Here is a 26,065-nt window from a genome sequence, read left to right on the forward strand (position 1 = left end):
TGGCCATGTTTGACGGCAAGGCGGCGATCGTGACGGGATCCACCTCCGGCATCGGGCTCTCGATCGCCACGGCCTTCGCCCGCCAGGGCGCCGACGTGATCCTCAACGGTTTCGGCGACCCGGACGCGATCGAGCGGACGCGCGCGGATCTGGCGGCCGAGACCGGCGTCACCGTGCTCCATTCGGCGGCCGACATGTCGAAGCCGGCGGAGATCGCCGCCCTGATCGGCCTTGCCGAAAGCGCCTTCGGCCGGCTCGACATCCTCGTCAACAACGCCGGCATCCAGCATGTCGCCCCGGTGGAAGAGTTTCCGGCGGAGAAGTGGGACTTGGTGATCGCCATCAACCTCACCGCCGCCTTCCACACCATCCGGGCGGCGATCCCGCTGATGAAGCGGCAGGGCTGGGGCCGCATCATCAACACCGCGTCCGCCCACGCGCTGGTGGCCTCGCCCTACAAGTCGGCCTATGTGGCGGCCAAGCACGGCATCGCGGGGCTGACCAAGACCGTCGCCCTCGAAGTCGCCCGCGACGGCATCACGGTCAACGCCATCGCGCCCGGCTATGTCTGGACGCCGCTCGTGGAAAAGCAAATCCCCGACACCATGAAGGCGCGCGGCATGACCGAGACGGAGGTGAAGGAGCAGGTCCTCCTCGCCGCCCAGCCCACCAAGGCCTTCGTGACGGTGGACGAGATCGCCGGGCTCGCCGTCTATCTCGCCTCCGACGCGGCACGCTCCATCACCGGCACCATCCTGCCGGTCGACGGCGGGTGGACCGCCCAATGACCGGCGCGTCCGCCGGCGCGTCCGTCCGGCACCGCCGGGGAGGGCGTTCGTGACGCCCGCCGGCCGCAAGACCGTCAACCTCGCGCTCCAGGGCGGCGGCGCCCACGGGGCGTTCACCTGGGGCGTGCTCGACGCGCTCCTGGAAGACGACCGGATCGGCTTCGAGGCGATCTCCGGGGCAAGCGCCGGGGCCATGAACGCGGTGGTGATGGCGGCCGGCTACGCCACCGGCGGGCGGCCGGGCGCGCGCCTCGCCCTCGACCGATTCTGGCGCGGCATCAGCCTGGAGGGGCGCGTGGCGGGGCCGCGGACGACGCTCCTGGAAACCTGGTTCGGCGCCTGGCCGATGCCCTTCAAGGTGCCGAAGCTGCCCTTCTTCGACCTCTTCGCCCGGATGGCGAGCCCCTACGACTTCAACCCGCTCAACATCAACCCGCTTCAGGACCTGATCGGCGAGCAGGTGGACTTCGCGGCGCTCCGCGCCTGCCCGGACCTGAAGCTCTATCTCTCGGCCACCAACGTGCGGACGGGCAAGATCCGCGTCTTCTCCAACGCCGAGCTGACGCCTGCCGCCGTGATGGCCTCCGCCTGCCTGCCCATGCTGTTCCACGCGGTGGAGATCGACGGGGAGCACTATTGGGACGGCGGCTACATGGGCAACCCGCCGCTCTTCCCCTTCTTCGGCGAGACCCGGTCGGGCGACATCCTGCTCGTCCAGATCAACCCGATCGAGCGGCCGGACCTGCCGCGCTCCGCCGAGGAGATCGTGGAGCGGGTGAACGAGATCACCTTCAACGGCTCGCTCCTGCGCGAACTGCGCGCCATCGACTTCGTCAACCGGATGAACGAGGAAGGCCGCCTCGACACCAGCCGCTACCAGACCAACCGGGTGCACCGGATCGACGGGGCGGACGCGCTCGCGGCCTATTCGGCGTCCACCCGGCTCGACACGTCCTTCGCCTTCTTCGAGGACCTGAAGGAGATCGGCCGGGCCGCCGCCCTCGACTTCCTCGAACGGCATTTCGACGCCATCGGCGCGCGGAGCACGCTCGACCTGCGCGACGCCTTCTCCTGAGCCCCTTCCCCTCACCGTTCCAAGCGCGAGACCACCGGACCATGGCGGACGACAAGCGAGTGATCCTCATCACGGGCGCCTCGTCGGGCATCGGCTTTGCCGCCGCCCGCGACATGGCGGCGCGCGGCTGGCGGGTGTTCGCCACGGTGCGCACCGACGCGGACGCGGAGCGGGTCGGCGCCCTTCCCGGCGTCACCGTGCTCCGGCTCGACTACACCCGCCCCGCCGAGATCGCCGCCGCCGCCGAGGCGGTGCTTTCCGCCACCGGTGGGCGGATCGACGCGCTCTTCAACAACGGCGCCTACGGCCAGCCGGGCGCCGTGGAGGACCTGACGACCGATGTGCTCCGCGCCCAGTTCGAGGCGAACGTGTTCGGCTGGCACGACCTCACTTGCCGGCTGATCCCGGCCATGCGGGCGCGGGGTGGCGGGCGCATCGTGCAATGCTCGTCTATCCTCGGCTTCATCGCCATGAAATACCGGGGCGCCTACATCGCCTCCAAGCACGCGCTGGAAGGGCTGACCGACACCCTGCGGATGGAGCTGAAGGGCACCGGCATCGCGGTGGTGTCGATCCAGCCGGGGCCGATCGCCACCAACTTCGTCGCCGCCTCCATGCGCCGCTTCCACGAGACCATCGACATCGCCGGGTCGGCCCACAAGGCCGTCTACGAGCGCCGGCTCGCCCGGATGGCGCGGGGTGGGGCGACCCGCTTCAAGCTGCCGCCGGAGGCCGTTGTGGCCTGCCTGATCGAGGCCTGCGAGAGCCCGCGCCCGCGCCCGGTCTACCGGGTGACGCAGCCGACGAAGACGCTGGCGGTGCTGAAGCGGGTGCTGCCGACGCGCGCCTGGCACCGCTTCCTGGAGAAGGCGTCGGACGCGGAGGAATGAGGCCGAAAGGCGTTGCCTGACCGGCACACGTGTCTGTGACAAAGCGGACTTCGGGCGAATCACACGCTTCACAGGCCTGACACAGACGCTATACATTATCGCGGGCGCTCCTGGAGGTTCCTTTCAGGATTCGGTCGAGGAGAGCGTGAGGTGACGATTGCCGTCTCGCCGGACGCGCATCCGGCGCTGGTACTCAACGCGGACTACCGTCCGCTGAGCTACTATCCCCTGTCGCTGTGGTCGTGGCAGGACGCGATCAAGGCTGTCTTTCTGGATCGGGTCAACATCGTCTCCGAATACGACCTCGTGGTCCGAAGTCCGAGCTTCGAGTTCAGACTTCCCTCCGTCGTTTCGCTGAAGACCTTCGTCAAGCCGTCCCGTCACCCCGCCTTCACCCGGTTCAACGTCTTCCTCCGCGACCGTTTCAGCTGCCAGTACTGCGGATCCCGGGAAGACCTGACGTTCGACCACCTGGTGCCGCGCTCCAAAGGCGGCCAGACCACCTGGGAGAACGTCGTCACCGCCTGCTCGCCCTGCAATCTGAGGAAAGCCAACAAGACGGTCGGCGAGGCCGGGATGATGCTCCACATGCATCCCTTCGCCCCGTCCGTGCAGGACCTCCACAACAACGGCCGGCTCTTCCCGCCGAACTTCCTGCACGACAGCTGGCTGGACTTCCTCTACTGGGACACCGAGCTGGACCCCTGAGCGCGGAAAGCCGGACCGGGAAGGCCGGGCGCGGCCGGTCGACCTGCCGCCTCGATCGACCACCATCGCGCCCCGGCCGCCATCACGCTCCGGCTGCAAGCCCGATCTGCGGCAGCTTGCCGTTCTGGCGCAGACGCCGTTCGGGCGGCGCGACCAGCATCCAACGCAAGCCGATCTCCTCCGCCGCCATCGGGCGGGCGAAATAGAAGCCCTGCAGTTCGTGACAGCCGGCTTCCGCCAGCAGCCGCGCCTCGGCGGCGCACTCGATGCCTTCCGCCGCCACGCGGATGCCGAGGGCGTCTGCCACCGCGATCGTGGCGTGGACGAGCTTCTGGATCGCCAGGTCGTCGCAGGTGCCGGCCACCAGCGACCGGTCGATCTTCACCTTGTCGAAGGCGAAGCGGCGGAGGTAGCCGATCGACGAGAAGCCGGTGCCGAAATCGTCGAGCGCCACGGTGACGCCGAGCTGGCGGACGGCCGCCAGCATGTGCTGCGCGCGGTCCGGATTGGCGACCAGGAAGGTCTCGGTGATCTCGATCTCCAGCTGGCTCGCCGGCAGGCCGGTCTCGGTCAGCACATCGCGCACCACCGTGTCGAAGTTGGGGTTGCGGAACTGGGCCGGCGACACGTTGACCGAGACGCGAAGGCCGGACCAGGCGAGCGCGTCCTCGCAGGCCTTGCGCAGCACCCACCGGCCGAGGTCGTCGATGAGGCCGGTCTCCTCCGCGATCGGGATGAAGTCGGCCGGCGACACGGGCTCCCCGCCCGGCGGGGTCCAGCGAAGCAGGGCCTCCACGCCGACGAGCGTCCGGGTGCGGGCATCGACCAGCGGCTGGTAGACCACCGAGAGGTCTCCCGCGGCGAGCGCGGCTCTGAGCGCGGAGGCGATGGCGGTCCGTTCCGCCCGGCGCTGGTCCAGATCGGCGCGGTAGACGACCGCGCGCCGCTTTCCGCCCTCCTTGGCGGCGTACATGGCCACGTCGGCGCGCCGAACCAGCTCCACGGCCGACGACTCGCCGACCTGCGAGGTCGCGATGCCGATCGATGTGCCCACGGGCACCACGCGCCCCTCGATGTCGAACGGCTCTTCCAGGGCGTGCAGCATGCGGTCCGAGACGAGCCGGCCGCGCAGGGTCGACTCCGGTCCGGTGATGACCACGGCGAACTCGTCGCCGCCGAGCCGCACCAGGAGACCCGAGGCCGACACCGCCTTGCGGAAGGCGTCGCTGACGGCGCGCAGCAGCTTGTCGCCGGTCTCGTGGCCGTAGGTGTCGTTGGTCTCCTTGAAGCCATCGAGGTCGAGGAAGATGACCGTGACCTCCGGGCCGTCCGCGCTGGCGAAGGACCGGTCGAGGGCCGCCTGGAAGGCCGCCCGGTTCGGCAGCGCGGTCAGCGGGTCGTGCAGCGATGCGAAGAGGGCGTTCTGCTCGCCCCGGTAGGTGGACTGCATGTTGCGCCAGGACACCCCGATCAGGAAGGTCATGACGATCCCGAGGAGGGCCAGCACGCCGAGGGCCGGCGGCAGGGCGTTGGCGTAGGCCTGGTTGCCGGGCGCCCGGGCGCTCCAGGTGAGCGCGGCGACCGGTTTGCCGAGCGGGTTGTTGATCGGCAGGACCTGGCCCTGGCCGGACAGGCTCGGGGTCATGTGAAGGTCGGGCAGGGCAAAGTCGCGGCCGAGCTTGGTGATCATCGCCGGACCGATCGTGGTCGCCAGAACCAGGATGCGGATCTCGCCGGACGGCGGTTCGATGTCCTCCGAATAGGGCAGCACAGGCCCGGCGGCGACCGCCAGGGCGCCCCATGTGGAGCCGATGAAGCTCACGCGGGCGCCTTTGCTGGCGGTTGCCGGATCCATGTGGTCGATCATCAACTGCAGGCCGGGGCCAATATAATCCTCGACCCCGCCCTTGAGCGGCTGGCCGTTGCGGAAGGCCGCCAACGTGCGGTGATGCTCGTCGATCAGGAACGCCGTGTCGAAGAGATTGGCCGCCTCGGTGGCGTCCCGCATGTTCTCCTGCACGAAGGCCGTATTGGGCGTGCCGTAGAGGTTGCGGACGGCGTCGTCCCAGAGCGCGTACTCGTCATGGCCGACGCGAATGCGCTCGAGCGCGCTCGCCATCGCGGTTTTCGCCGCGCGCACCGCGTGCTGCGCCTCCAGGGTGTTGACCTCGTCGGCCATGCGGCCAAGGCCGATGAACACCACCGACGTGGTGGCGGCGATCGTCAACAGGCCCGGCACGGCCACGCCGAGGATGAACTCGATGATCCGACGGTTCTTGGATTTGGCCCGCGCCATCTTTGGATTGCCCCCTTAGGGCACGCTAAGCGCGTCGTGTTAAAAAACGAAAAATATGCATCTGTCAGAGGGCTTTGGACCGCGAAAGGCCGCTCCTTGAGGCCGTGTCGTCACAACCTTGGATCGTCGTCGGTTGCGGCGCTGCTGCGGCGCGGATCTTGTGGCGGCGGTGGCGGGCCGCTATGGGATGGGCGCCGTCGGGTGGTCCGAACCCGGCAAGGAGGTTCCGCGCCTGATGTCCGCGTCCCGCCGCCGCGCCACCCTGATCGGCCTCTCGGCGGTCGTCATGTGGTCCATGCTCGGCCTCTTCACCGCCGGATCCGGAGAGGTGCCGCCCTTCCTCCTCAACGGGCTCTGCTTCGGCCTTTCCGGCGCCGCGGCGCTCGCCTATCTGAAGCTCTCAGGCCGGGGCTGGTCGGCGCTCCGCCAGCCGCTGCCGGTCTGGATCGTCGGCACCGGCGGCCTGTTCGGCTTCCACGCGCTCTACTTCACGGCGCTCCGTCATGCGCCGCCGGTGGAGGCCAATCTCATCAACTATCTCTGGCCGCTCCTGATCGTGCTCTTCTCCGGCCTGCTGCCGGGCGAGCGGCTGAGAGCCCATCATGTCGCCGGCGTCCTGCTCGGCTTCGTCGGGGCCGCTCTCCTGATCGCACGGGGCGGCTTCTCGCTCTCGGCGGACCACACGATCGGCTATGCGGCGGCCATCGCATCGGCGCTGACCTGGTCCAGCTACTCGGTGGTGTCGCGCCGCATGGCCGCGGTGCCGACCGAGGCGGTGGCGGGTTTCTGCGTGGCGACCGCCGTCCTCTCCTTCGCCGCGCACGCCCTCTTCGAGACGACGGTGCTGCCGGCTTCGGCCGGCGAGTGGACCATGGTGGCCCTTCTCGCCGTCCTGCCGGTGGGGGCCGCCTTCTTCGTCTGGGACTACGGGGTGAAGCGCGGCGACATCCAGGTGCTGGGGGCGGCCGCCTACGCGGCGCCGGTGCTCTCCACGCTGACCCTGGTGGCGGCGGGCTATGGCCGGCTCGACCTCTCGGTCGGCTTTGCCTGCCTTCTGGTCACGGGCGGCGCGCTGATCGCCGCCAAGGACCTCTTCGTCGCGCGAAAGCCCGCGGCGGCGGCCTGAGCCGGCGCGTTCGGGGGCCTCAGCCGCGCGGCGGGCGCGGCGTCGGCCGCCAGTCCGGCGGGGCGAGTTCGAAGCCCTCGAAGCGGAAGCCCGGCGCCACCGTGCAGCCGACGAGCGTCCAGGCGCCGAGGCTCTCCGCCGTCTGCCAGTGCCCCGCCGGCACCACCGCCTGGGGCTGCTGCCCGGCGCCAAGATCCGGCCCGAGGCGGACCGACCAGGCGTCGTGCCCGTCCGGCGAGACGGTGAGCGCCAGCGGCGCGCCCGCGTGCCAGTGCCAGACCTCCACCGCGTCCACCCGATGCCAGGCCGACACGTCGCCGACGTCGAGGAGGAAGTAGATCGCCGTGGACCGGGGCCGCCCGTCGCCGTCGACGGCCGCGTCGCGGAAGGTCTCCTTGTACCAGCCGCCCTCCGGATGGGGCTTCATGTCGAGCAGGCGGATGATCTCGCGGGCAGTGGTCATGGGGGCCTCGGGTTGGCGAGCGGCTCAGGCCGCGTCCTTGCGGCGGCGGAGATGGGCGAAGACGGCGGCCGGCGCTGCGCCCGCCATGCCGACGGCGGTGGCGAGCGCCGGGTCGTCGGCACGCAGGAAGGGGTTGGTGGCAAGCTCGTCCGCCATGGTGGTCGGCAGCGTCGGCCGGCCAGCCTCGCGCGCCGCGGCAATAGTCGTCGCGCGGGCCTGAAGCGCCGTGTTTCCGGGATCCATCGACACGGCGAAGCGGGCGTTGGAGAGCGTGTACTCGTGGCCGCAGTAGATGATGGTCTCCGGCGGCAGCACCGTCTTCAGCCGATCGAGCGAGCCCCACATGGCGTCGAGCGTGCCCTCGAACACCCGGCCGCAGCCGAGCGCGAACAGGGTGTCGCCGGTGAAGGCGAGGCCGATCGACGGCAGGTGGTAGCAGAGGTGGCCGAGCGTGTGCCCCGGCGTGCGGATCGCGTCGACCGTCCACGGCCCGATCTCCACCACGTCGCCGTCCTCAAGCGTGCGGTCGAGCCCGGCGATGCGGTCCGCCTCCTCGGCGGGGCCGAGCACCAGCGCGCCGGTCTCGTCCTTCAGCGCCATCAGGCCGGTCACGTGGTCGTGGTGGTGGTGGGTGATCAGGATGTGGGTCAGCGTCCAGCCGCGACGGCGGAGCGCGGCCGCCACGGGCGCCTCCTCGGGCGCGTCGACAAGCAGTGTCGTGCCGCTCGCAGGATCGTGGACGAGGACGGCGTAGTTGTCGCGCAGGCACGGGATGAGGTCGATGACGGGGGGCATCCGGTCTCCTCGGGCGGGATGGGCGGCCGCGCCCGTCCCCACCCGGACGGCACGGCCCATGGAAGGGCGCCGGGGCACACCATAATGCGGATCGGGCCGCGTGGCACCCGGCGGCGCGTCCCTGCGGACCGGGTGCCACGCGGCCTCTTGCCCCGGCGCGCGCCGCCCCCCATGGTGAGGCCGCCGCACGTCACACCCGCGGCGGCCGTGGCCGCCCTGCCGAGGATCGCGTGTTCATGTACCTCGACGTCGTCGATCTGCGCGACTTCTACGCCCAGGACCTGGGGTTCACGGTCCGGGAGATCCTGATCCAGCGTCTAACCGAGCGCTGGCCGACGGTTGCCGGCGACCGGCTGCTCGGGCTCGGCTACACCACGCCCTATCTCTCCGTATTCCGGCCGACGGCGGAGCGCACGCTCGCCTTCATGCCGGCCACCCAAGGGGTGGTGAACTGGCCGCCGGACGGGCCGTCCGCCTCCGCCCTCGTGATCGAGGACATGCTGCCGCTGCCCGACGCGGCGGTCGACCGGGTGCTGCTCGTCCACGCGCTGGAGGTCGCCGGCGACCCGCGCGAGGTGCTGCGCGAGGTCTGGCGGGTGCTGGCGCCGGGCGGGCGGCTGGTCGCGGTTGTGCCGAACCGGCGCGGCCTGTGGGCGCGGGTCGACACCTCCCCGTTCGGCTACGGCCGGCCCTTCTCGCGCGGACAGTTGACGCAGCTCCTTCGCGAAAGCCTGTTCTCCCCCGTCGGCTGGGCCGAGGCGCTGCACATGATGCCGCTCAACCGCCGCCGCTTCCGCCGCTCGGCCAACACCTGGGAGACCATCGGCCGGCGGCTCTGGCCGGCCTTTGCCGGGGTGATCATCGTGGAGGCCACCAAGCAGCTCTACCAGGGCCTGCCGGCGAAGCGCCGGGCGGTGCGGGCGCCCGCCTTCCGGCCGGCGTTGATCCCCAGCCCGGCGGGCGCGGGGCTGTCGCCGCGCCTCGGCGAGACGGCCGGCGACCCGCCAGGCTGACCGATCCGGTCAGCGCGCCGGGGCCCTGTCGGCGGCGGGCTTGCTGAGCAGGAACACCCCTTGGGCGCCGATCAGGTTCCAAACCCACCAGGGCGCGGTGAAGGGCAGCTTGTTGCCGGTCGCGTCGAGGGCGATCGCCTTCTCCACCGTGGCGCCGATCTCGTCGCAGAGGGCGACGAAGTCCCGGATGGTGCAGAAGTGGATGTTGGGCGTGTCGTACCAGGTGTAGGGCAGCCGCTTGGACACCGGCATGCGGCCGGTGAGGAGGAGCCGCAGCCGCACGTCGAAATGGCCGAAGTTCGGAAAGGAGACGATCACCTTGCCGCCGATCCGCAACAGGCTCTCCAGCACGGCCTTCGGGTTGCGCGTCGCCTGGATGGTCTGGCTGAGGATCACGTAGTCGAAGGCGTTGGCCGGATACTGGTCGAGGTCCCGGTCGGCGTCGCCCTGGATCACCGCGAGACCGCGGGCGACGCCCTTGTTGACGCCCGCCTGGGAGAGCTCGATGCCGCGGCCGTCCACTTGGCGCACGCTTTCCAGGAGGGCGAGCAGGTCGCCCTCGCCGCAGCCGACGTCGAGCACCCGGCTTCCGGGCGTCACCAGGTCGGCGATGAGGTCGAAGTCGACGCGCACGTCCGGGTTCGGAAGGGAGAGGTCCGCCATGGGCGTCACTCCCCCGCCGGCGCGGGCGCCGGCCCGGCGATGCCGCGCGCCCGGGCGGCGCCGGTGAGAAAGCCGCGCACGATGCGGTACTGCTCCGGAATGTCGAGGAGGAAGCTGTCGTGGCCCCGGTCGCTGTCGATCTCCACGAACGAGACGGACGCGCCGGCCCCGTTGAGGGCGTGCACGACGGCCCGGGTCTCCGACGTGGGGAACAGCCAGTCGGAGGTGAAGGAGATCAGGCAGAATCGGGTGCGGCTGCCCTGGAAGACGCGGGCGAGCGAGCCTTCGGTGCGGGCCGACAGGTCGAAATAGTCCATGGCGCGGGTGACGTAGAGATAGGAATTGGCGTCGAACCGGTCGACGAAGGTCATCCCCTGGTGGCGCAGGTAGCTCTCGATCTGGAAGTCCGCGTCGAAGCCGAAGGTCAGCGCCTCCCGGTCCTGAAGGTTGCGGCCGAACTTGGCATGCAGCGACCGGTCGGACATGTAGGTGATATGGGCGGCCATACGGGCGACCGCGAGGCCCTTCTTCGGGTTTCGGCCGGCGTCCAGATACCGGCCCTCGGCCCAGTCCGGGTCCGCCATCACGGCCTGCCGGCCCACCTCGTGGAAGGCGATGTTCTGCGAGGAATGCCGGTGGCTGGTGGCGATCGCCACCGCGGCGAATACCCGCTGCGGCAGCGCCGCCGCCCATTCCAGCACCTGCATGCCGCCCATGGAGCCGCCGACGACGGCGAACAGGCTGTCGATCCCGAAATGGTCGACGAGGCGGGCCTGCGCCCGCACCATGTCGGTGATGGTCACCACCGGCAGGCCGAGCCCGTAGACGCGGCCGGTCGCCGGGTCGGTGGAGGCCGGCCCGGTGGTGCCCATGCAGCCGCCGAGCACGTTGGCGCAGATCACGAAGAAGCGGTCGGTGTCGATCGGCCGGCCGGGGCCGACCATCAGCGTCCACCAGCCGGGCTTGCCGGTCACCGGATGGTCGTTCGCCACGTGCTGGTCGCCGGTGAGGGCGTGGCAGACCAGGATGGCGTTCGACTTGTCGGCGTTGAGGCTGCCGTAGGTCTGGTAGGCGATCTGCCAGGGCGCCAGGACGGCGCCGGCTTCAAGGACGAGCGGCTGGTCCGGCCCGAAGGCGAGCACTGCGCTGGACGGATGATCCGCCTCGGACCGCCGCATGGCGTTCTGGGCATCGGGACCGAGGGCGTCGACGGCTGACATGATGAACTTTCGGAGAAACCCGTTCGAAGGCCGCTAGCTAGGGATCGGGAGCGGGCGCTGTCAAGCGCGCGGGTGCCGACGGGGCGCGCCGGGCCGCCCGCGAAAGTTCGCCAATCCCGCGCCGGGCCGTGGCGCGCCTGCCGCGGACTGGCGTGGTCGTGCGGCTCCGCGGCAGCCCTCGGCGAGGGCTTTTCCTTTGCCTTCCCGGTGCTCGCCGCCTATGAATAGCGCCGCCGCGCGGGTGCGTCCGCCCTCGCCGGCCAAGCCTTTCCCATCCCGTTCGAAACAGACCCGTCATGGCCCTCGACGATCCTGCCCCTCCGCGCGACCTCGCCGACCTCCGGGCGCGCATCGACGCCATCGACGCGGAGATGCACGGCCTCCTCATTCGCCGTAGCGAGATCATCGACCAGCTGATCAGCGTCAAGCGCACCGCCGAGACTGGCGCCGCCTTCCGGCCGGCGCGCGAGGCCGCCATGATGCACGCCCTCGTCGATCGCCATCGCGGCCACCTGCCGCTGGTGACCGTGGAGCATGTCTGGCGGGAGGTCATCGCCACCTTCACCTGGCTGCAGGCGCCCTACACGGTCCATGTGGCCACCGGCGACGCGGCCGAGACGCGGGACGTGGCGCGCTTCTACTTCGGCTTCACCGTGCCCTTCGAGACGGTCGACCAGCCTTCGGACGCGGTGGCCGCCGTGGCGCGTTCGACGTCCGACCTCGCCGTCGTCCGCCTCGGGGAAGCGGCGCAGCCCTGGTGGCTGGGCCTCTCCGCCGAAGGCGCCCGCCCGCGGGTGATCGGCCGGCTGCCCTTCATCGGCATCGACTCGCGGCCGGTCGCCACCCCGGCGGTGGTGCTCTCCATGCCGCTCCGCGATCCGGTGGAGCCGGAGGTGCAGGTGTTCGCCGGCCGCGGCCCCGCCGACCCGGCCGCCCACGCGGCGCTCGCCGCGCTTGGTGCCGAGGTGTTGGCCTGGCACGCGCCCTGGGGCCACCACACCGGTGCCGTCGGCGCCGACCTGGTGATCGCCGTCGCCGGCAACGGCCGCCGCCCGGCCGAAACTGCCGCCAGCCTCGTCGACGGTGCCCGCGACCGGGCCGGCGTGATCCTCGCCGACCTTCAGCCGATCGGCGGCTATGCGGCGCCGATCCAGCCGCGACCGGCCGTCTAGCGGCCGATCGATCCGTCCTCCCTCTCCCGCGCCGTCCCCCCTTCAAAGAGCCCGACGCCCATGTCCGACACGCTCCTCCGCCCCGTTCCGCGCGCCAGCCTGATGACGATCGACGCCTACGTGCCGGGCCGCTCCAAGGCGGCGCCGGGCGTGAAGCTGCACAAGCTGTCGTCGAACGAGACGCCGCTCGGCCCGTCGCCGAAGGCGATCGAGGCTTACCGCGCGGAGGCCGGCAGCCTGGAGCGCTATCCGGACGGGTCGGCGCTTGCGCTCCGCCAGGCGATCGCCGAGTCGCACGGCCTCAACCCGGACCGGATCCTCTGCGGCAACGGCTCGGACGAACTCCTCCACCTCCTAGCCTCGGCCTATCTGGGGCCGGGCGACGAGGGGCTCTACACGGAGCACGGTTTCCTCGTTTACAAGATCGCCATCCTGGCGGCCGGCGCCACCCCCGTCATTGCGCCGGAGACGAACTTCACCACCGATGTGGACGCGCTGATCGCCAAGGTGAGCGAGCGCACCAAGGTGGTCTTCCTCGCCAACCCGAACAACCCGACCGGCACCTACCTGCCGATCCAGGAGGTGCGCCGCCTGCACGCCGCCTTGCCGAAGACCGCCCTTCTGGTGCTCGACGCGGCTTACGCGGAGTATGTGCGCCGGAACGACTACGAGAGCGGCATCGAGCTCGTCTCATCGTTCGACAATGTCGTGATGACCCGCACCTTCTCCAAGGTGCACGGCCTCGCGGCGCTCCGGATCGGCTGGCTCTACGGGCCGGAGCACGTGGTGGACGTGGTGAACCGCATCCGCGGGCCCTTCAACATGTCGGCGCCCGCCATCGCGGCTGGTGCCGCCGCGGTGCGCGACAAGGCCTTCGTGGACGCCGCGGTGCGGCACAACGAGTCCTGGCTCGCCTGGGTCTCCGAGGAGGTCGGTAAGCTCGGCCTCGCCGTCACGCCGTCGGTCGGCAACTTCGTGCTGATCCACTTCCCCGAGACCGCCGGCCGCACCGCCGCCGAGGCGGACGACTTCCTGGTCGGGCGCGGCGTGGTCGTCCGCCGGGTCGCCGCCTACGGGCTGCCCAACGCGCTCCGCATGTCGATCGGCGACGAGGAGGCCAACCGCGCCACCGTGGCGGCACTCCGCGACTTCCTGGGGGCGTCATGACGGATCCCCAGTTCGGCCGGGTCGCCATCATCGGCATCGGCCTGATCGGCTCGTCGCTCGCCCGCGCCGTTCGCGCGCGCGGGCTCGCCGGCCATATCGCCATCGCGGACCGCTCGCCGGACCACCTGGAGCGGGCCGAGGCCCTCGGGCTCGGCGACAGCCTGCACGCCGGGGCGGACGCGGCCGTGAAGGACGCGGACCTCGTCATCTCCTGCGTGCCCGTGGGCGCCTCGGAGGAGGTCGCCAAGCTGATCAGCCGCGACCTGAAGCCCGGCGCCATCGTGTCGGACGTCGGCTCGGTGAAGGGCTCGGTGATCCGGCAGATGCAGCCGCACCTGCCGGCGAACGTCCACCTGGTGCCGGCCCATCCGGTCGCCGGCACGGAGTTCTCCGGCCCCGACGCGGGCTTCGCCGAGCTCTTCGAGAACCGCTGGTGTATCGTCACGCCGCTGGAGGACAGCGATCCGGCGGCGGTCGAGGCTCTCGTGCGCTTCTGGAGAGCGCTCGGCTCCAACGTGGAGACCATGGGGGCGGACCACCATGACCTGGTGCTCGCCATCACCAGCCACGTGCCGCATCTCATCGCCTACAACATCGTCGGCACGGCGGCGGACCTTGAGACCGTCACCCAGTCGGAGGTGATGAAATTCTCCGCCGGCGGCTTCCGCGACTTCACCCGCATCGCGGCGTCTGACCCGACCATGTGGCGCGACGTCTTCCTGCACAACAGGGAGGCGGTCATCGAGGTGCTGGGCCGCTTCACCGAGGACCTGATCGCCTTGCAGCGGCAGATCCGCTGGGGCGAGGCGGACAAGCTCTACGACCTCTTCTCGCGCACCCGCGCCATCCGCCGCGGCATCATCGGCATCGGCCAGGAGACGCCCGCGCCGGACTTCGGCCGGCGCAAACCCTAAAGAGAGAGCTCGGTGCGCTAGCGCCGCGCGGGCCGGACTTCGGCCGGCGCAAACCCTAAGAAGAGAGCGCGGCGCGCTAGCGCCGCGCGGGCCGGACTTCGGCCGGCGCAAACCCTAAGGAGAGAGCGCGGCGCGCTAGCGCCGCGCGGGCCGGACTTCGGCCGGCGCAAACCCTAAGGAGAGAGCGCGGCGCGCTAGCGCCGCGCGGGCCGGACTTCGGCCGGCGCAAACCCTAAGGAGAGAGCGCGGCGCGCTAGCGCCGCGCGGGCCGGACTTCGGCCGGCGCAAACCCTAAGGAGAGAGCGCGGCGCGCTAGCGCCGCGCGGGCCGGACTTCGGCCGGCGCAAACGCCATGCGCGTCCTCAGTAGAGGCGCGGTGCGCTGCCGAGGGCGAAGCCGTTGGCCGTGATGGTGCCGTCGCGGATGTCCATGGTGACGGCGCGGGCGCCGGCCTCCCCGTCCACCGGCTTGCCGAAGATCATGAAGGCGGTGCCGAGCGCCCCGAGCGGGGCTGCCAGCGGCCGGCCGGCCGAGACTTGCTGGGTCAACCACTGCAGGCCGGTGCCGACCACCACGAACGTGCCGGCGAGCCGTCCGTCCTCCGTGGCGGTCGCGGTGCCGCTCGCCTCCAGGCGAGTCTCGCCCACGTCGATCGCCATCTCGGAGACGCCGACCTCGCCGCCCGCCGCCCGCCAGGCGGCGACGCCCTCCGGGGTCCCGTCGAGGAGCATCGCCTGTCGCACCACCACGGCGGCGCCGAGATCGGCCTCCGCGGGCAGAAGATCCGCCGCACCGGTGCTCACGTTGGCGTCGGTGAGGACGGCGGCGAGTTCCACGGCGCCGGGGCCGGCTGCCTCCGGTCGCACGTGCATCTCCCCATGGCGGGCGGTGAGCCGGCCGACCGAGCGCTCCAGGACGACGCCGTTGACCGCCAGATCGACGGCCTCCAGCGAGATGCGGCCGAGCCGCCCGTCGGTCATCCGCACGCTCGCCCTGAGGTCCGCAAAAGTGGCGTCCGCGTGCGATCCGTCGGCGGCCCGCACCACCAGCGGCGCGCCGATGCGCACCACCGTGAGGTTCGGGTCCACCACCACGCCGTTCGCCTCGAGCCGGTCGGCGAGAACCGCGCTGCCGTCCGGCAGACGGATCTCCGGCCCGGTGCAGGCGACCGTGACCCGGAACGGCCAGCCGCCGGTGATCCGCTCGGGACAGGACACGACGATCCCTTGCCGAGCGAGGTCCGCGACCGTGTCGTCGATGCTGGCGACCACCGCGTCGTGAACCCGCATCCAGGCATAGCTCCAGCCGGCAATCACCACGGCGACGAGGGCGAGGAGCAGAAGGACGTTGCGGCGCATGCGGGTGATTGTCTCCTTGGTTGGCACCGATCCACCCGATCCGTGTGGCAAGGTCAAGGCCGCATCGTCGGCCAAGGCCGCGGCGGGCGTCGTCGGGTCGCCGACTTGGACGGCGTGAAAGCGCCGCTTGCACCGCTGCCGGCGCTCTGCTAGGCGGCGATCCGCGCAACCGGGAAACCGCCATGGATGACAGTCTCTGGGTGTTCGGCTACGGCTCCTTGATGTGGAATCCGGGCTTTCCGCACGAGGCCGTCGCGCCGGCGCTCCTCAAAGGCGCACACCGGTCGCTCTGCGTCTATTCCTACGTCCACCGCGGCACGCCGGAGAGCCCCGGCCTCGTCTTCGGCCTCGACCGGGGCGGATCCTGCCGCGGCCTCGCCTTCCGGGTGGCGGCCGCCGACCGGCAGGCGACGGTGGACTATCTGAGGGCGCGCGAGCAGGTCACCACCGTCTACCGGGAGGCCGTCCGGCCCGTCGCCCTGTCCGACGGCCGGATGGTGGCGGCGCTCACCTATGTGGTGGACCGCGGCCATCCCCAGTACGCGGGCCGGCTCAGCGCCGAGGCCCAACTGGCGCTGGTGCGCGCGGGGGTCGGCCGGTCGGGCGCCAACCCGGACTATGTGCGCTCCACCGCCGACCACCTGGTCGCCCTCGGCATCCGCGATCCGCACGTGGAGACGCTGGTCGCCGCGCTCCGCTGATCCGGCGCGCGGGATCGGTCGGCCTCAGGCACCGCGCAGCGCCGCCACCCGGGCGGCGGCAAGCGGCGGCAGGTCGTCGCCGGCGGCGGCGGACACGAGCAGCAGCCGGTCGGACTCCGCTTCCGTCACGGCCTGCAGCCGGTCGAACGCCTCGCGCGGGTCGAGGCCCGGGGGGATCGGCGGCAGGAATTCCATGGTGACGGTCCCGCGCCGCTGCACGAACGACCGCCGCGGCCACACCACGCCGGAATTGAGCGCCACCGGCACGATCGGCACGCCGAGATCCCGGTAGAGATGGGCGACGCCGTACTTGTAGCGCGGCTCGGCCCCGGCCTCGCGCCGGGTGCCTTCCGGAAAGATGATGATCTGCCGGCCCTCCGCCATGGCCTTCTTGGCCGCTTCGGTCATGCCGGCAAGCGCCTGAGATCCCTTGCCCCGATCCACCGGGATCATGCCGGCGCGCGCCGCCCACCAGCCGAAGAGCGGGATCCACATCAGCTCGCGCTTCAGGATGAAGGCGAAGTTCGGCACGAAGGGCAGGAGCGCCATGGTCTCCCAGGCGGACTGGTGCTTGGCGGCGATGATGCAGGGGCCGTCCGGGATGTTGTGGAGGCCCTTCACGTCGTGCCGCGCGCCGATCACCGCCCGGTGGACCGCCATGACGCTCGCCCCCCAGGCGCGCGCCACCGCCATCACGGCGCGCGAGCCGAGCGGCAGCACGATCGGCGTCCCGAGGACGAGGGCCGTGAACGTGCCGAGGTAGAAGAGGGTGTAGAAGACCAGCGAGCGAATGAGCATCAGGCGTCCGGCGACGGATTGGGTTGCACCGGGCGCCGTCCGCCGTCGCCGGTCAGCGCCCGAGCGCCGCCAGCGTCGCGGCGGATCCGTCGACCGTGGCGAGCGCCAGCCGCGCCCGCGTGGCCATATACTTCAGGTACTCCTCCAAAAGAAGCACCAAGGTTTCCCGGTTGCCGTACCAGCGGGTCAGCGCCAGCCGTTCCGGAGCCACCGGATAGGGCTTCAAGGTGACGCCCGGCATGGCGAAGGAGAGTTCGGCCATGGAGCGCGGCATGTGGTAGGCGCTCGTCACCACGATCACCGAGCGGAAGCCGTTGCGGCGGGTCCACTTGGCGGCCTCCTCGGCGTTGCCGATGGTGTTGGCCGCCCGGTGGTCGAGGTCGACGCAGCAGTCGAAGAGGTTCGGCCCGGCGTCCACCACCCGGCCGATCTGGCGGGCGCTGGTTTCCGGATGGACGCCGGAGATGAGCAGCCGCCGGGCGTGGCCGCGGGCAAGGAGGTCCACCGCCCCGGCGATCCGCTCGGCGCCGCCGGTGAGCACCACGATGCCGTCCGCGTCGATGGGCGAGGGCGCGGCGAGGCGCCCCACCGTGTCGGCGAAGCCGAGGAAGCCGCCGGCCATGATGCCGGCTCCGAACAGGGCGACGCAGGCGAGGAGAACCGCCGCGTGCCGGACGAACGGCGGCGCGCCGAGACCCTGCCGCCCGTCCTTGGCGGACGTCGGGTCGATCGGCGCGTTGGCGCGCGGCGCGGCCGGAACGGGCGAGCGGTTCGGCTTCATGGCAAAACCATTCTATGGAATTGCGGCGCCTGGGCGGCAAGGTCTTTTCCAGTGGAGTGCGGGTTTCGGTTTTGGTTTCGGGCCGCCGCCGTCACTCGATCGTCGCCAGGGACCGGTGCACCGCCATCCGGGAGGTCACCGCCGTCAGCACCGCGACCGCGATGCCGAGGAGGAGCACGGCGCCATAGCCGACCGGCCCCATGGCGAAGCCGCCGAGCAGGGTGTCGAACTGGTCGGCACCGGGCAGGCCGGTGGACTGGCGCACGAAGAGGCCGAGAAGAGCGAAGATCGCCAGCGCCAGCACCCCGCCGATGGCGGCGCCCTTGGCGCCGAGGAGCAGGAAGTGGCGCTGGAATTCGCCCGCGATGAAGCGGTGCTCGGCGCCGCAGAAGTGCAGCACCTCGATGATCTGCCGGTTGCCCGCCATGGCGGCCCTCGTCGCGAACACCACCGAGAGCACCATGGCGATCAGCACCAGCACCAGCACGCCGACCCCGACCGCCACCATGGAGGCCGCCATGGCGCGCAGGCGATCCACCCAGGCGGCGTGGTCGTCCACGCTGCCGCCGCGAATCTCGCGCTCCACCGCCGCCGAGAGTTCGGTCACACGGAACGCCCCGGGATCGGAGACCGTCACCACGACAAGCCGCGGCACCGGCAGCGCGCTGAGGTCGATGCCGGCGCCGAGCCAGGGCTCCAGCAAGCGCCGGGTCTCCTCGTCGCTGAGCGCGCGGGCGCCGCCGACGCCGGGAAACTCGGCCGCAAGGGCGGCGGCCTTGGAGAGTTCGCCCGCAAGCGCCACCCCGTCCTGCGGCCGCACCTCGATGGTCACCTCCCGGCCGATGTCCGACTGCCAGGCTTCGGCGGCATCGTTGACCATGGTGACAGCCCCGATGGTGAGGCTCGCCAGGAAGGTCATGATGGCGATCACCAGGGTCAGCGCCCGGCCGGCGATGGTCTGCGGCGGCACGATGGACGTCTGGCTGCGCCGCCGCGGCCGCCGTGCCCGTTCGGGCGCCGCCGCCGGGGTCTCTTCCGCGGCGGTGGCGACGGCGTCGTCCACCGGCTCGGTCGGGGCCGGCGTGCGGCTGCGGCGGCCACGCGCGCTCATTCGTAGATCTCCAGCCTGCCGTCCATCAGCACCAGGCGGCGGGCGTCCACCTGCTCCATGAGGGCGATGTCGTGGGTGGCGATGACGACGGCCGTGCCGAGCCGGTTCATCTCCACGAACAGGCGCAGGAGGCGGCGGGCGAGCGGCGGGTCCACGTTGCCGGTGGGCTCGTCGGCAAGCAGGATTTCCGGCTTGGTGATCAGCGCGCGGGCGATGGCGGCGCGCTGCTTCTCGCCGCCGGAGAGAACGGGCGGCAGCACGTTCATGCGCTCGCCGAGCCCGACCCACTTCAAGAGTTCCACCACGTCGGCCCGGTAGCTGCTCTCGTCGTAGCCGATCACCCGGTAGGGCAGGGCCACGTTCTCGTAGGTGGTCAGGTGGTCGAGCAGGCGGAAGTCCTGGAACACCACGCCGATCCGGCGGCGCAGCCGCGGCAGGTCGCGCGGCTCGATCCGGGTGGTCTCCTGGCCGAACAGGCGGATCAGCCCCCGGGTGGGCTTCAGGGCGAGGAAGAGCAGGCGCAACAGGGTGGTCTTGCCGGCGCCGGACGGTCCGGTCAGGAACTGCAGCGAATGGGGCGCCACCTCGAAGGTGAGATCGCTCAGGACCTCCGGGCCCATGCCGTACCGGAGGCCCACATTCTCAAACCGGATCACGTGTGCGCTCCCGCTCGCGGACGGCGGCATGCTGCCGCGCGTCGCGTCCGGAAGTGACAGTGCGGTGTCGATCTTAACGTTTCATTAAACATCTGAGGGTCCGCTAGGGGTGCGGCGGGGAGAGCGGCGGCTTCCCGTCGCAACTGATTCGCCCGTCTCGTATCCATGCACCGTCAACGGGGCGGTGCGGGGGCGGCAACGATCCGGTGCCATGAAGATCAGGTGTCCCTCGTGCGAATCGACCTACCAGCTGGCCGACGGCGCCCTCGGGGCGACAGGCCGGAAGGTTCGGTGCACCCGATGCGGCACGATATGGCGAGCCATGCCCGGGATGGAAGACCCCATCGAGCCGGAGGAGACGGACGGCGGCTGGTCCAGCGTCAGCGAGGGGCCGGCGAGCGACGAGGAAGTGGACGCCTGGCGCAAGGCGCTGGAGGAGGACGAGGCATCGACGACGCCGGTCCAGGCCGGAACGGGCCGGGTCGATGCCGGTGACGACAACGTCGGCGAGGCCGACGAGAGCGCGGCCGATGCCGAGCCCGCGGCGCCGGTCGGCACCAACGTGGTGCCGTTCCAGCCCGATACGGCGGCGGGCGAGGAGGCCACGCTCGACGCCGCCCCGGCCGGATTCGCCGAGCCGGCCGAGCGGCCGCGCCGGGTCGTCCGGCCGAAGAAGCCCGTTAAGAAGTCCGGCGGCCTGTCGTCGTCGGTGGTCTCGGTCGTGCTGGTTTCGGTGGCGGTCGCCATCGTGGCGGCGACCTTCGTGGGAGCCTTCGTGGCGCGCGAGACGGCGGTGCGGCTGGTGCCGGACCTTGCCGGACTCTACGCCCTTGCGGGCCTTGAGGTGAATCTGCGCGGCATCGACATCGTCGAGGTGAAGACCCGACGGGAGATCGACGGCGCGACGCCGGTGCTGGTGGTGGAGGGCATTCTGGAGAATGTCTCCGCCACGACCCGGCCGGTGGCGCGCATCCGGTTCGGCCTGATGAGTTCCACCGGGCGCGAGGTTTATGCCTGGACCATGGAGGCGGCCAAGCCCACCTTGGATCCGGGAGAGATGATGCCATTCCGCAGCCGCCTGCCGGCGCCGCCCGATGCGGCGAACGCGGTGGAGGTGCGGTTCGCCGATCGGCCCTCCGGGTGACGGGCGCGCGGCAAGGAGACCGGATGACCCAGCGGATCGAGGTGCTGTTTTCCGAGGAGGTGATCGCGGAGACCGTCCGCACCCTGGCGCACGCCATCGCGGCGCGGCAGCCGAAGGACCTCCTGGTGGTCGCCATCCTGAAGGGCAGCTTCATGTTCGCCGCCGACCTCCTGCGCGCCCTTCACCGGGAAGGCGTGGTGCCGGGCGTCGAGTTCATGATGCTGTCGAGCTACGGGGCCGCCACCGTGTCGTCCGGCACGGTGCGGATCATCCGCGACATCGACACGGACGTGTCCGGGCGGGCGGTGCTCCTCGTCGACGACATCCTGGAATCGGGGCGCACGCTCGCCTTCGCCAAGCGGCTGATGACAGAGCGTGGCGCGCGGTCGGTGGAGATTGCGGTGCTCCTGGACAAGACGGGCAAGCGGCAGGCGCCGTGCGAAGCCGACCATGTGGGCTTCGTCTGCCCGGACAAGTTCGTGGTCGGGTATGGAATGGACGCGGCGCACCAATGGCGCCAGCTCCCGTTCGTCGGCGTCGTGGTCGATGCCGCGGACGGCGGGCGTTAGAGGAAGAGGGACCGGAGATGGCGCACATCCTTCTCACCGAGGACGACGACTCGGTCCGGACGTTCGTCCGGCGGGCGTTGGAGATCGACGGCCACACGGTGACCACCGCCGAGGACGGCGGCATGGCGCTGGAGATCCTGCGGGAGCAGGAGGGCCGGTTCGACCTTCTGGTGTCGGACATCATGATGCCCGTGATGGACGGCATCGCGCTCGCCATGGCGACGGCGCGGGACTTCCCCGACCTCACCATCCTCCTGATGACGGGCTATGCGGAGCAGCGGGAACGGGCGCACGGCCTCGACCAGCTGGTGCACGACGTGCTTTCCAAGCCGTTCAGCCTGGCGGAGATCCGACGCGCGGTGGACCAGGCCCTCGCGGCCGTGCCGACCGGCGACCGCCGCCTCGCGGGCTGACCAGCGGCCCTCCGCAGCGGTGCCTTTCTCGACGCTCCGATCTTGACGAACGGCAACGGCCGGCGGGTGAACCCGCCGGCCGTTGCCCGTTGTTCGCCTTGGTCCCGCTCTGTCAGAACGGGTTCAGCAGCCGCTGCAGATAGTCGAGCTCGATGGTCGGCCGGGTCGGCTCGGAGAAGCGGCGGCGCAGCTCTTCCAGGATGCGGCGGGCCCGCTGCACCTCGATCTCGCCGGGCACCTTCACGCTGTCGCCGAAGTCCGGCCCCTCGCGGCGCTGCGGCCGGCCGAGCGGGTCCTCGGCGAACTCGCTCTGGCCGCGGCCGCGGCCCTGGCCTTCGCCCTCCTGGTCGCCCATCTGCTCGGCGAGCTGCTGGGCGCCCTGGCGCATCTGGTCCAGTGCCTGGCCCTGCTGGCCAAGGGCGCTCTCGCTCTCGCCCTGGCCGAGCGACTGCTGCGCCTCGCCCATGGACTTGCCGGCCTCGCCCAGCTGTTCGCCGGGCTGCATGCCCTGCTGCTGCATCTGGCCCAGCATCTGCTCCAGGCGCTTCTGCAGCTCGGACTGGCCCTCCTGCAGACGCTGCATGGCCTCGGCCCGCTCCTCGGGCGTCATCGGCTGGCCGTCCTGGTTCTGCTGCTGACCGTCGGGCGAGGTGTTGAACGTCTCGTTCATCAGCTCCTGCTGACGCCGGATCATGTCGGCGAGCTCGTTCATCATCTGGTTCATCGGGCCTTGCTGGCCCTGCTGCTGGTTGCGCTGGTTCTGCCGCGGCTGCGCCGTCTGCAGGTTCTCCAGCATGCGGTCGAGCTGGCTGAGAAGCTGCTCCGCCGCCTCCTTGTCGCCGAGCTTGGAAAGCTCCTCGATCCGGTCGATCATCTCCTGGAAGTCCTCGGGCGAGACCTCCTGAGCGTTCTGCTGCTGTTGCGGCGACATCTCCTGGGAGAGCGACGGATCGTTGCGCATCTGCTCCTGGAGGGCCTGCAGATACTCGTCCATCGCCTTGCGGAGTTCCTCCGTCAGCCGGGCGATCTCCTCCGGCGAGGCGTCGTTCTGGAGAGCGTCGCGGAGCGCTTCGCGGGCCTCGCGCAGGCGCTGCTCGGCAAGCGAGGCGTCGCCGCCGTCGATGGCGAGCGCCATCTCCCACATGAGGTCGAGGGCGGCCCGGAGTTCGTCGTCCGTGCTGGCGTTCTCCAGCCGGCTGTGCAGGACCGCGAAGCCCACCTGCATGCCGGCGCCGTCGAGCATGCCCTCGCCGCGAGCGATCACCGTGCCGATCACATCGGTCACGAAGGGCTGCGTGTTGGCGTCGAGCGCGAGGATCCGCCGCTGCTCCACCAGCATGCGGGCGATCGGGTTGCGGAAGGGCCGCGCCGGGACCACCACATCCATCGGCTGCGACAGGCCGAGCTTGCCGGCGTCGTCGCGGGCCTCCAGGCGCATCGACACGGTAGCGCCCGCCCACGGATGGGCGGAAAGGTCGCGGAAGGTCTCCGCCACCGGCGTCTCGGCGCCCCGGCGGGGCAGACCGAGCGGCATCTCGGGTGCCGGCACCAGGGGCCGGGCGGCCTCGGTGGTCTGGCCGAAATTGGGCGTCAGCGCCGTGCGCGGTGTTTCGAAGAGCGCGCGGGCGCCGGCGACGCGGTAGTCGTCCGTCACTTCGTAGGCGAGGCGGAAGGCGCCTTTGGCAGTGGCGGCCGGGTCCTCCACCTGGCGAATCGTCGGCGGCAGGTCCGGCGTCACCTGGAAGTGGAAGCGCCGCAGCGTCTCGTCCGCCGCGCCGAGGTCCACGGTGCCGGAGCCGTCCAGCGTGTGCTCGAAGGCGGTCGGCCGCACGATGCCCTCGTCCGTCCGGGCGTTGGCGGCGGCCGGGGCGGCGGCGCCCTCGATGGCGACGCCCTCCTCGCTGCCGGCCGGCACAAAGCGGGCGGTCGGGGCCTCCACGCCGTTGACGCGGACCGCCACCACGCTGCCCTCCGGCACGGCGAGCGGGTTGCCCTCGCTGGCGAGCGGGGCGGCGCCCTCGGCCTGGGCGGTGGTCAGGTAGATGGGCGCGCGGCCGGTGTAGCCCGGCGGCGTCACCCAGGCGTCCATGCGCACGTTGGACGGCGGCGGCGCGGGCAGGCTGAAGGCGCTGGCGAGCGGCGACCAGGGGTCGTGCCGGGCGGCCACGAGGCCGATGACGAAGAGAAGGAAGACCGCTGCGCGGAGCGCATAGGGGTCGCGCCGGTCCATGCGCGGCGACGGCGCGCGCACCTCGACGGCCGACAGCGACGCCGCCACCCGCCGGCGGTGGGCCCGCCAGAGCGCGTCCGACACCGCGTCGTCCCGCCCGGTCGCCCGGGTGTCGGCGAGCGTCGCCAGCGGATGGTGGCTGAAACCGCTGTCCCGTTCCAGCCGCCCCAGCGCCTCGGGCCGTCCCGGCAAGCGGACGCGGGCGAGGTGGACGAGCGCGGCGAGGAGCGCGACGACGAAGACCGCCACGAGGGCGAGACGCACGTACGGCCCGAGGGCGGCGAACACGCCGAGCCAGGCCGCCGAGGCGAACACGGCAAGAAGCGCCAGCACCGGCACCAGCCGCGGCCAGATCCGCTCCCAGATGAGCGAACCGCGGGCAAGGCGTGTCTTGTTGGCAAGGGCCGCGAGCGGATCAGTGTCCGCGGTGGGCCGTGTCGGTTCAGTGTGCAACGGATCCGCCACCCGGATCTCCTCGTGCGCTGGCGCAGGCGGCGAAACCGGGCGACCGGTGGCTCGCGGCATGCATGCATTGGCAGACGTCCGCGCGCGCCTTCGCGCCCGGAGGCAACCCCGATCCCCGTTGGCGAAGATAGCACAGGTCGGCGTTTCGCCAAGCCGGCGGCGGCCCGCCGCGGCTCACATGAAAGTGTTGAGGCTGGATGCCGCACGGACGATCGGCGCCGCTGGCGGTCCGTCCGCAAGGAGAGGGCGCGCTCGGCCGTCCGTTCTCAGCCGAGCCAGGGCGGCAGGGAATCGAGGCCGATCAGCGCCTCAAAGGAGGTGCGCGGCCGCACCACGTGGAAGGCGTCGCCGTCGACGAGCACCTCCGGCACCAGGAGGCGCGTGTTGTAGGTGCCCGCCTGCACCGCCCCGTAGGCGCCGGCGGAGAAGACCGCCAGCTGCTCGCCCGCCGTCACCGCCGGCATCGGGCGGCCGAGCGCCAGGTAGTCGCCGGTCTCGCACACCGGGCCGACCACATCCGCCGTATGGCGCGGCTCACCCGGCGGCCGCTCGCGCACCGGGCGGATCTCGTGGTGGGCCTCGTAGAGCGTCGGGCGGATCAGGTCGTTCATGCCGGCGTCGACGATGATGAAGGTCCGCGCGTCGCCGGTCTTCACGTAGAGCACCTCGGTCACCAGGATGCCGGCGTTGCCGGCGATCAGCCGGCCGGGCTCGAACAGCACCTCGCAGCCGAGCGGCTCCACGTGCCGGCGGACGACGGCCGCGTAGGCGCTGGGGTCCGGCGGCGGCGCGTTGTCGTCCTTGTAGGGGATGCCGAGCCCGCCGCCGAGGTCGATATGGTCGATCCCGTGGCCGTCGGCCCTGAGCCGCCCGATCAGCTCGCCGAGCCGGCCGAAGGCGGCGTCGAACGGTTCCAGTTCGGTGATCTGCGAGCCGATGTGCATGTCGATGCCGGTCACGCGGATGGACGGCAGCCCTGCCGCCACCGCGTAGACGCGCGGCGCGTCGGTCCAGGGAATGCCGAACTTGTTCTCCGACTTGCCGGTGGAGATCTTGGCGTGGGTGCGGGCGTCCACGTCCGGGTTGATGCGGAACGACACCGGCGCCCCCACGCCCTTTGCGGCGGCGACTTCGGCGAGCCGGTAGAGCTCCGGCTCGCTCTCCACGTTGAAGCACTTGATGCCGGCGTCGAGCGCGAAGGCCATCTCGGCCGCCGTCTTGCCGACGCCGGAGAACACCACCTTGCCGGCCGGAATGCCCGCCGCGAGCGCCCGCCGCAGCTCGCCCTCGGACACCACGTCGGCGCCGGCGCCGAGCCGGGCGAGCGTGGCGATCACCGCCTGGTTGGAGTTCGCCTTCATGGCATAGAAGACGTGCGCCGGCATGCCCTTGAACGCGTCCGCGAACACCCGGTAGTGGCGGGTGAGGGTGGCGGTCGAATAGACGTAGAAGGGCGTCGGCAGGGCCTCGGCGATCCGCGGCACCGGCACGTCCTCCGCGTGGAGGACGCCGTCACGATAGGCGAAATGATGCACGGGCGGCGGTCTCC

25 protein-coding genes and 1 pseudogene are annotated in these 26,065 nt (G+C 71.3%); 14 read left to right on the forward strand and 12 right to left on the reverse strand.

Annotated features, from left to right (window positions below; genetic code table 11):
- Positions 1–5 precede the first annotated feature (5 nt).
- The 4 genes from BUQ68_RS12540 (at position 6) to BUQ68_RS12555 (ending at position 3,461) form a co-directional block, all read left to right on the forward strand.
- A complete protein-coding gene (locus BUQ68_RS12540; protein ID WP_075216306.1) occupies positions 6–788 on the forward strand; it encodes a 3-hydroxybutyrate dehydrogenase in 783 nt (260 codons plus the stop codon).
- A 49-nt stretch (positions 789–837) separates the two neighbouring features.
- Positions 838–1,863, forward strand: coding sequence for a patatin-like phospholipase family protein (locus tag BUQ68_RS12545; RefSeq protein WP_075216307.1), 1,026 nt, complete (start codon positions 838–840; stop codon positions 1,861–1,863).
- A 41-nt stretch (positions 1,864–1,904) separates the two neighbouring features.
- Positions 1,905–2,753: an SDR family NAD(P)-dependent oxidoreductase gene (locus tag BUQ68_RS12550; RefSeq protein ID WP_075216308.1), complete on the forward strand. Its 849-nt coding sequence runs from the start codon at positions 1,905–1,907 to the stop codon at positions 2,751–2,753.
- A gap of 150 nt (positions 2,754–2,903) precedes the next feature.
- Positions 2,904–3,461 carry an HNH endonuclease gene (locus BUQ68_RS12555; protein WP_075216309.1) on the forward strand — a complete coding sequence of 186 codons (558 nt, stop codon included), beginning with the start codon at positions 2,904–2,906 and terminating at the stop codon, positions 3,459–3,461.
- Positions 3,462–3,543: 82 nt separating this feature from the next.
- On the opposite strand, the gene BUQ68_RS12560 is transcribed toward BUQ68_RS12555, so the two are convergent.
- Complete coding sequence (locus BUQ68_RS12560; RefSeq protein ID WP_075216310.1) at positions 3,544–5,757, reverse strand: putative bifunctional diguanylate cyclase/phosphodiesterase; 2,214 nt, start codon at positions 5,755–5,757, stop codon at positions 3,544–3,546.
- Between the two features lie 235 nt (positions 5,758–5,992).
- Here BUQ68_RS12560 and yddG point away from each other — a divergent pair, with 235 nt between their 5' ends.
- Positions 5,993–6,883, forward strand: a complete 891-nt coding sequence (yddG, locus tag BUQ68_RS12565) for an aromatic amino acid exporter YddG (protein WP_075216378.1) — start codon at positions 5,993–5,995, stop codon at positions 6,881–6,883.
- Positions 6,884–6,902: 19 nt separating this feature from the next.
- On the opposite strand, the gene BUQ68_RS12570 is transcribed toward yddG, so the two are convergent.
- Together BUQ68_RS12570 and gloB are read right to left on the reverse strand one after the other, a co-directional pair.
- Positions 6,903–7,346 (reverse strand): cupin domain-containing protein, encoded by a 444-nt coding sequence (locus tag BUQ68_RS12570; protein ID WP_075216311.1) that lies wholly within the window; start codon positions 7,344–7,346, stop codon positions 6,903–6,905.
- A gap of 24 nt (positions 7,347–7,370) precedes the next feature.
- On the reverse strand, positions 7,371–8,141 hold the full coding sequence (gene gloB, locus BUQ68_RS12575; RefSeq protein ID WP_075216312.1) for a hydroxyacylglutathione hydrolase: 771 nt from the start codon (positions 8,139–8,141) through the stop codon (positions 7,371–7,373).
- 236 nt (positions 8,142–8,377) lie between these two features.
- Here gloB and BUQ68_RS12580 point away from each other — a divergent pair, with 236 nt between their 5' ends.
- Positions 8,378–9,154: a methyltransferase domain-containing protein gene (locus BUQ68_RS12580; RefSeq protein ID WP_075216313.1), complete on the forward strand. Its 777-nt coding sequence runs from the start codon at positions 8,378–8,380 to the stop codon at positions 9,152–9,154.
- A 9-nt stretch (positions 9,155–9,163) separates the two neighbouring features.
- Here the strand turns inward: BUQ68_RS12580 and metW are convergent, their stop codons facing one another.
- Both metW and metX read right to left on the reverse strand, forming a co-directional pair.
- Positions 9,164–9,817: a methionine biosynthesis protein MetW gene (metW, locus tag BUQ68_RS12585; RefSeq protein WP_075216314.1), complete on the reverse strand. Its 654-nt coding sequence runs from the start codon at positions 9,815–9,817 to the stop codon at positions 9,164–9,166.
- 5 nt (positions 9,818–9,822) lie between these two features.
- A complete protein-coding gene (gene metX, locus BUQ68_RS12590) occupies positions 9,823–10,995 on the reverse strand; it encodes a homoserine O-acetyltransferase MetX (protein WP_075216379.1) in 1,173 nt (390 codons plus the stop codon).
- A 338-nt stretch (positions 10,996–11,333) separates the two neighbouring features.
- On the opposite strand from metX, the gene BUQ68_RS12595 reads away from it, so the two are divergent.
- The 3 genes from BUQ68_RS12595 to BUQ68_RS12605 are packed head-to-tail and all read left to right on the forward strand — an operon-like array spanning position 11,334 to position 14,290.
- Positions 11,334–12,209, forward strand: a complete 876-nt coding sequence (locus tag BUQ68_RS12595) for a chorismate mutase (RefSeq protein ID WP_075216315.1) — start codon at positions 11,334–11,336, stop codon at positions 12,207–12,209.
- 60 nt (positions 12,210–12,269) lie between these two features.
- Positions 12,270–13,376 (forward strand): histidinol-phosphate transaminase, encoded by a 1,107-nt coding sequence (hisC, locus tag BUQ68_RS12600; protein WP_075216316.1) that lies wholly within the window; start codon positions 12,270–12,272, stop codon positions 13,374–13,376.
- Positions 13,373–14,290 (forward strand): prephenate/arogenate dehydrogenase family protein, encoded by a 918-nt coding sequence (locus BUQ68_RS12605; protein ID WP_075216317.1) that lies wholly within the window; start codon positions 13,373–13,375, stop codon positions 14,288–14,290. The genes hisC and BUQ68_RS12605 overlap by 4 nt, the downstream gene beginning before the upstream one ends.
- A gap of 362 nt (positions 14,291–14,652) precedes the next feature.
- On the opposite strand, the gene BUQ68_RS12610 is transcribed toward BUQ68_RS12605, so the two are convergent.
- Entirely contained in the window at positions 14,653–15,648 is a 996-nt protein-coding gene (locus BUQ68_RS12610) for a DUF2125 domain-containing protein (protein WP_075216318.1), read from the reverse strand.
- A 182-nt stretch (positions 15,649–15,830) separates the two neighbouring features.
- On the opposite strand from BUQ68_RS12610, the gene BUQ68_RS12615 reads away from it, so the two are divergent.
- Positions 15,831–16,349: a gamma-glutamylcyclotransferase gene (locus BUQ68_RS12615; RefSeq protein ID WP_075216319.1), complete on the forward strand. Its 519-nt coding sequence runs from the start codon at positions 15,831–15,833 to the stop codon at positions 16,347–16,349.
- 24 nt (positions 16,350–16,373) lie between these two features.
- On the opposite strand, the gene BUQ68_RS12620 is transcribed toward BUQ68_RS12615, so the two are convergent.
- From BUQ68_RS12620 to ftsE, 4 genes are all read right to left on the reverse strand, one after another.
- Complete coding sequence (locus BUQ68_RS12620; RefSeq protein ID WP_245293233.1) at positions 16,374–17,147, reverse strand: lysophospholipid acyltransferase family protein; 774 nt, start codon at positions 17,145–17,147, stop codon at positions 16,374–16,376.
- Positions 17,148–17,199: 52 nt separating this feature from the next.
- Positions 17,200–17,928: a YdcF family protein gene (locus tag BUQ68_RS12625; RefSeq protein ID WP_075216321.1), complete on the reverse strand. Its 729-nt coding sequence runs from the start codon at positions 17,926–17,928 to the stop codon at positions 17,200–17,202.
- A 91-nt stretch (positions 17,929–18,019) separates the two neighbouring features.
- On the reverse strand, positions 18,020–19,039 hold the full coding sequence (locus BUQ68_RS12630; RefSeq protein ID WP_083656534.1) for a cell division protein FtsX: 1,020 nt from the start codon (positions 19,037–19,039) through the stop codon (positions 18,020–18,022).
- Positions 19,036–19,695, reverse strand: a complete 660-nt coding sequence (gene ftsE / locus BUQ68_RS12635; protein WP_075216322.1) for a cell division ATP-binding protein FtsE — start codon at positions 19,693–19,695, stop codon at positions 19,036–19,038. The genes BUQ68_RS12630 and ftsE overlap by 4 nt, the downstream gene beginning before the upstream one ends.
- A 211-nt stretch (positions 19,696–19,906) precedes the next feature.
- Here ftsE and BUQ68_RS24550 point away from each other — a divergent pair.
- The 4 genes and pseudogenes from BUQ68_RS24550 to BUQ68_RS12650 form a co-directional block, all read left to right on the forward strand.
- A pseudogene (locus tag BUQ68_RS24550) lies at positions 19,907–20,005 on the forward strand (zinc-ribbon domain-containing protein); the annotation flags it as partial.
- 21 nt (positions 20,006–20,026) lie between these two features.
- Positions 20,027–20,839, forward strand: coding sequence for an FxLYD domain-containing protein (locus BUQ68_RS12640; RefSeq protein WP_245293234.1), 813 nt, complete (start codon positions 20,027–20,029; stop codon positions 20,837–20,839).
- Between the two features lie 23 nt (positions 20,840–20,862).
- Entirely contained in the window at positions 20,863–21,408 is a 546-nt protein-coding gene (hpt, locus tag BUQ68_RS12645) for a hypoxanthine phosphoribosyltransferase (RefSeq protein ID WP_075216324.1), read from the forward strand.
- A 17-nt stretch (positions 21,409–21,425) separates the two neighbouring features.
- Positions 21,426–21,821: a response regulator gene (locus BUQ68_RS12650; RefSeq protein WP_075216325.1), complete on the forward strand. Its 396-nt coding sequence runs from the start codon at positions 21,426–21,428 to the stop codon at positions 21,819–21,821.
- Between the two features lie 112 nt (positions 21,822–21,933).
- On the opposite strand, the gene BUQ68_RS12655 is transcribed toward BUQ68_RS12650, so the two are convergent.
- Together BUQ68_RS12655 and lysA are read right to left on the reverse strand one after the other, a co-directional pair.
- Complete coding sequence (locus tag BUQ68_RS12655; protein WP_175577807.1) at positions 21,934–24,516, reverse strand: TIGR02302 family protein; 2,583 nt, start codon at positions 24,514–24,516, stop codon at positions 21,934–21,936.
- Positions 24,517–24,782: 266 nt separating this feature from the next.
- Positions 24,783–26,051, reverse strand: a complete 1,269-nt coding sequence (gene lysA / locus BUQ68_RS12660) for a diaminopimelate decarboxylase (protein ID WP_075216326.1) — start codon at positions 26,049–26,051, stop codon at positions 24,783–24,785.
- Between the last annotated feature and the right edge of the window lie 14 nt (positions 26,052–26,065).

The sequence above is a fragment of the Mongoliimonas terrestris genome (assembly GCF_001927285.1).
GTDB lineage: Bacteria > Pseudomonadota > Alphaproteobacteria > Rhizobiales > Pleomorphomonadaceae > Chthonobacter > Chthonobacter terrestris.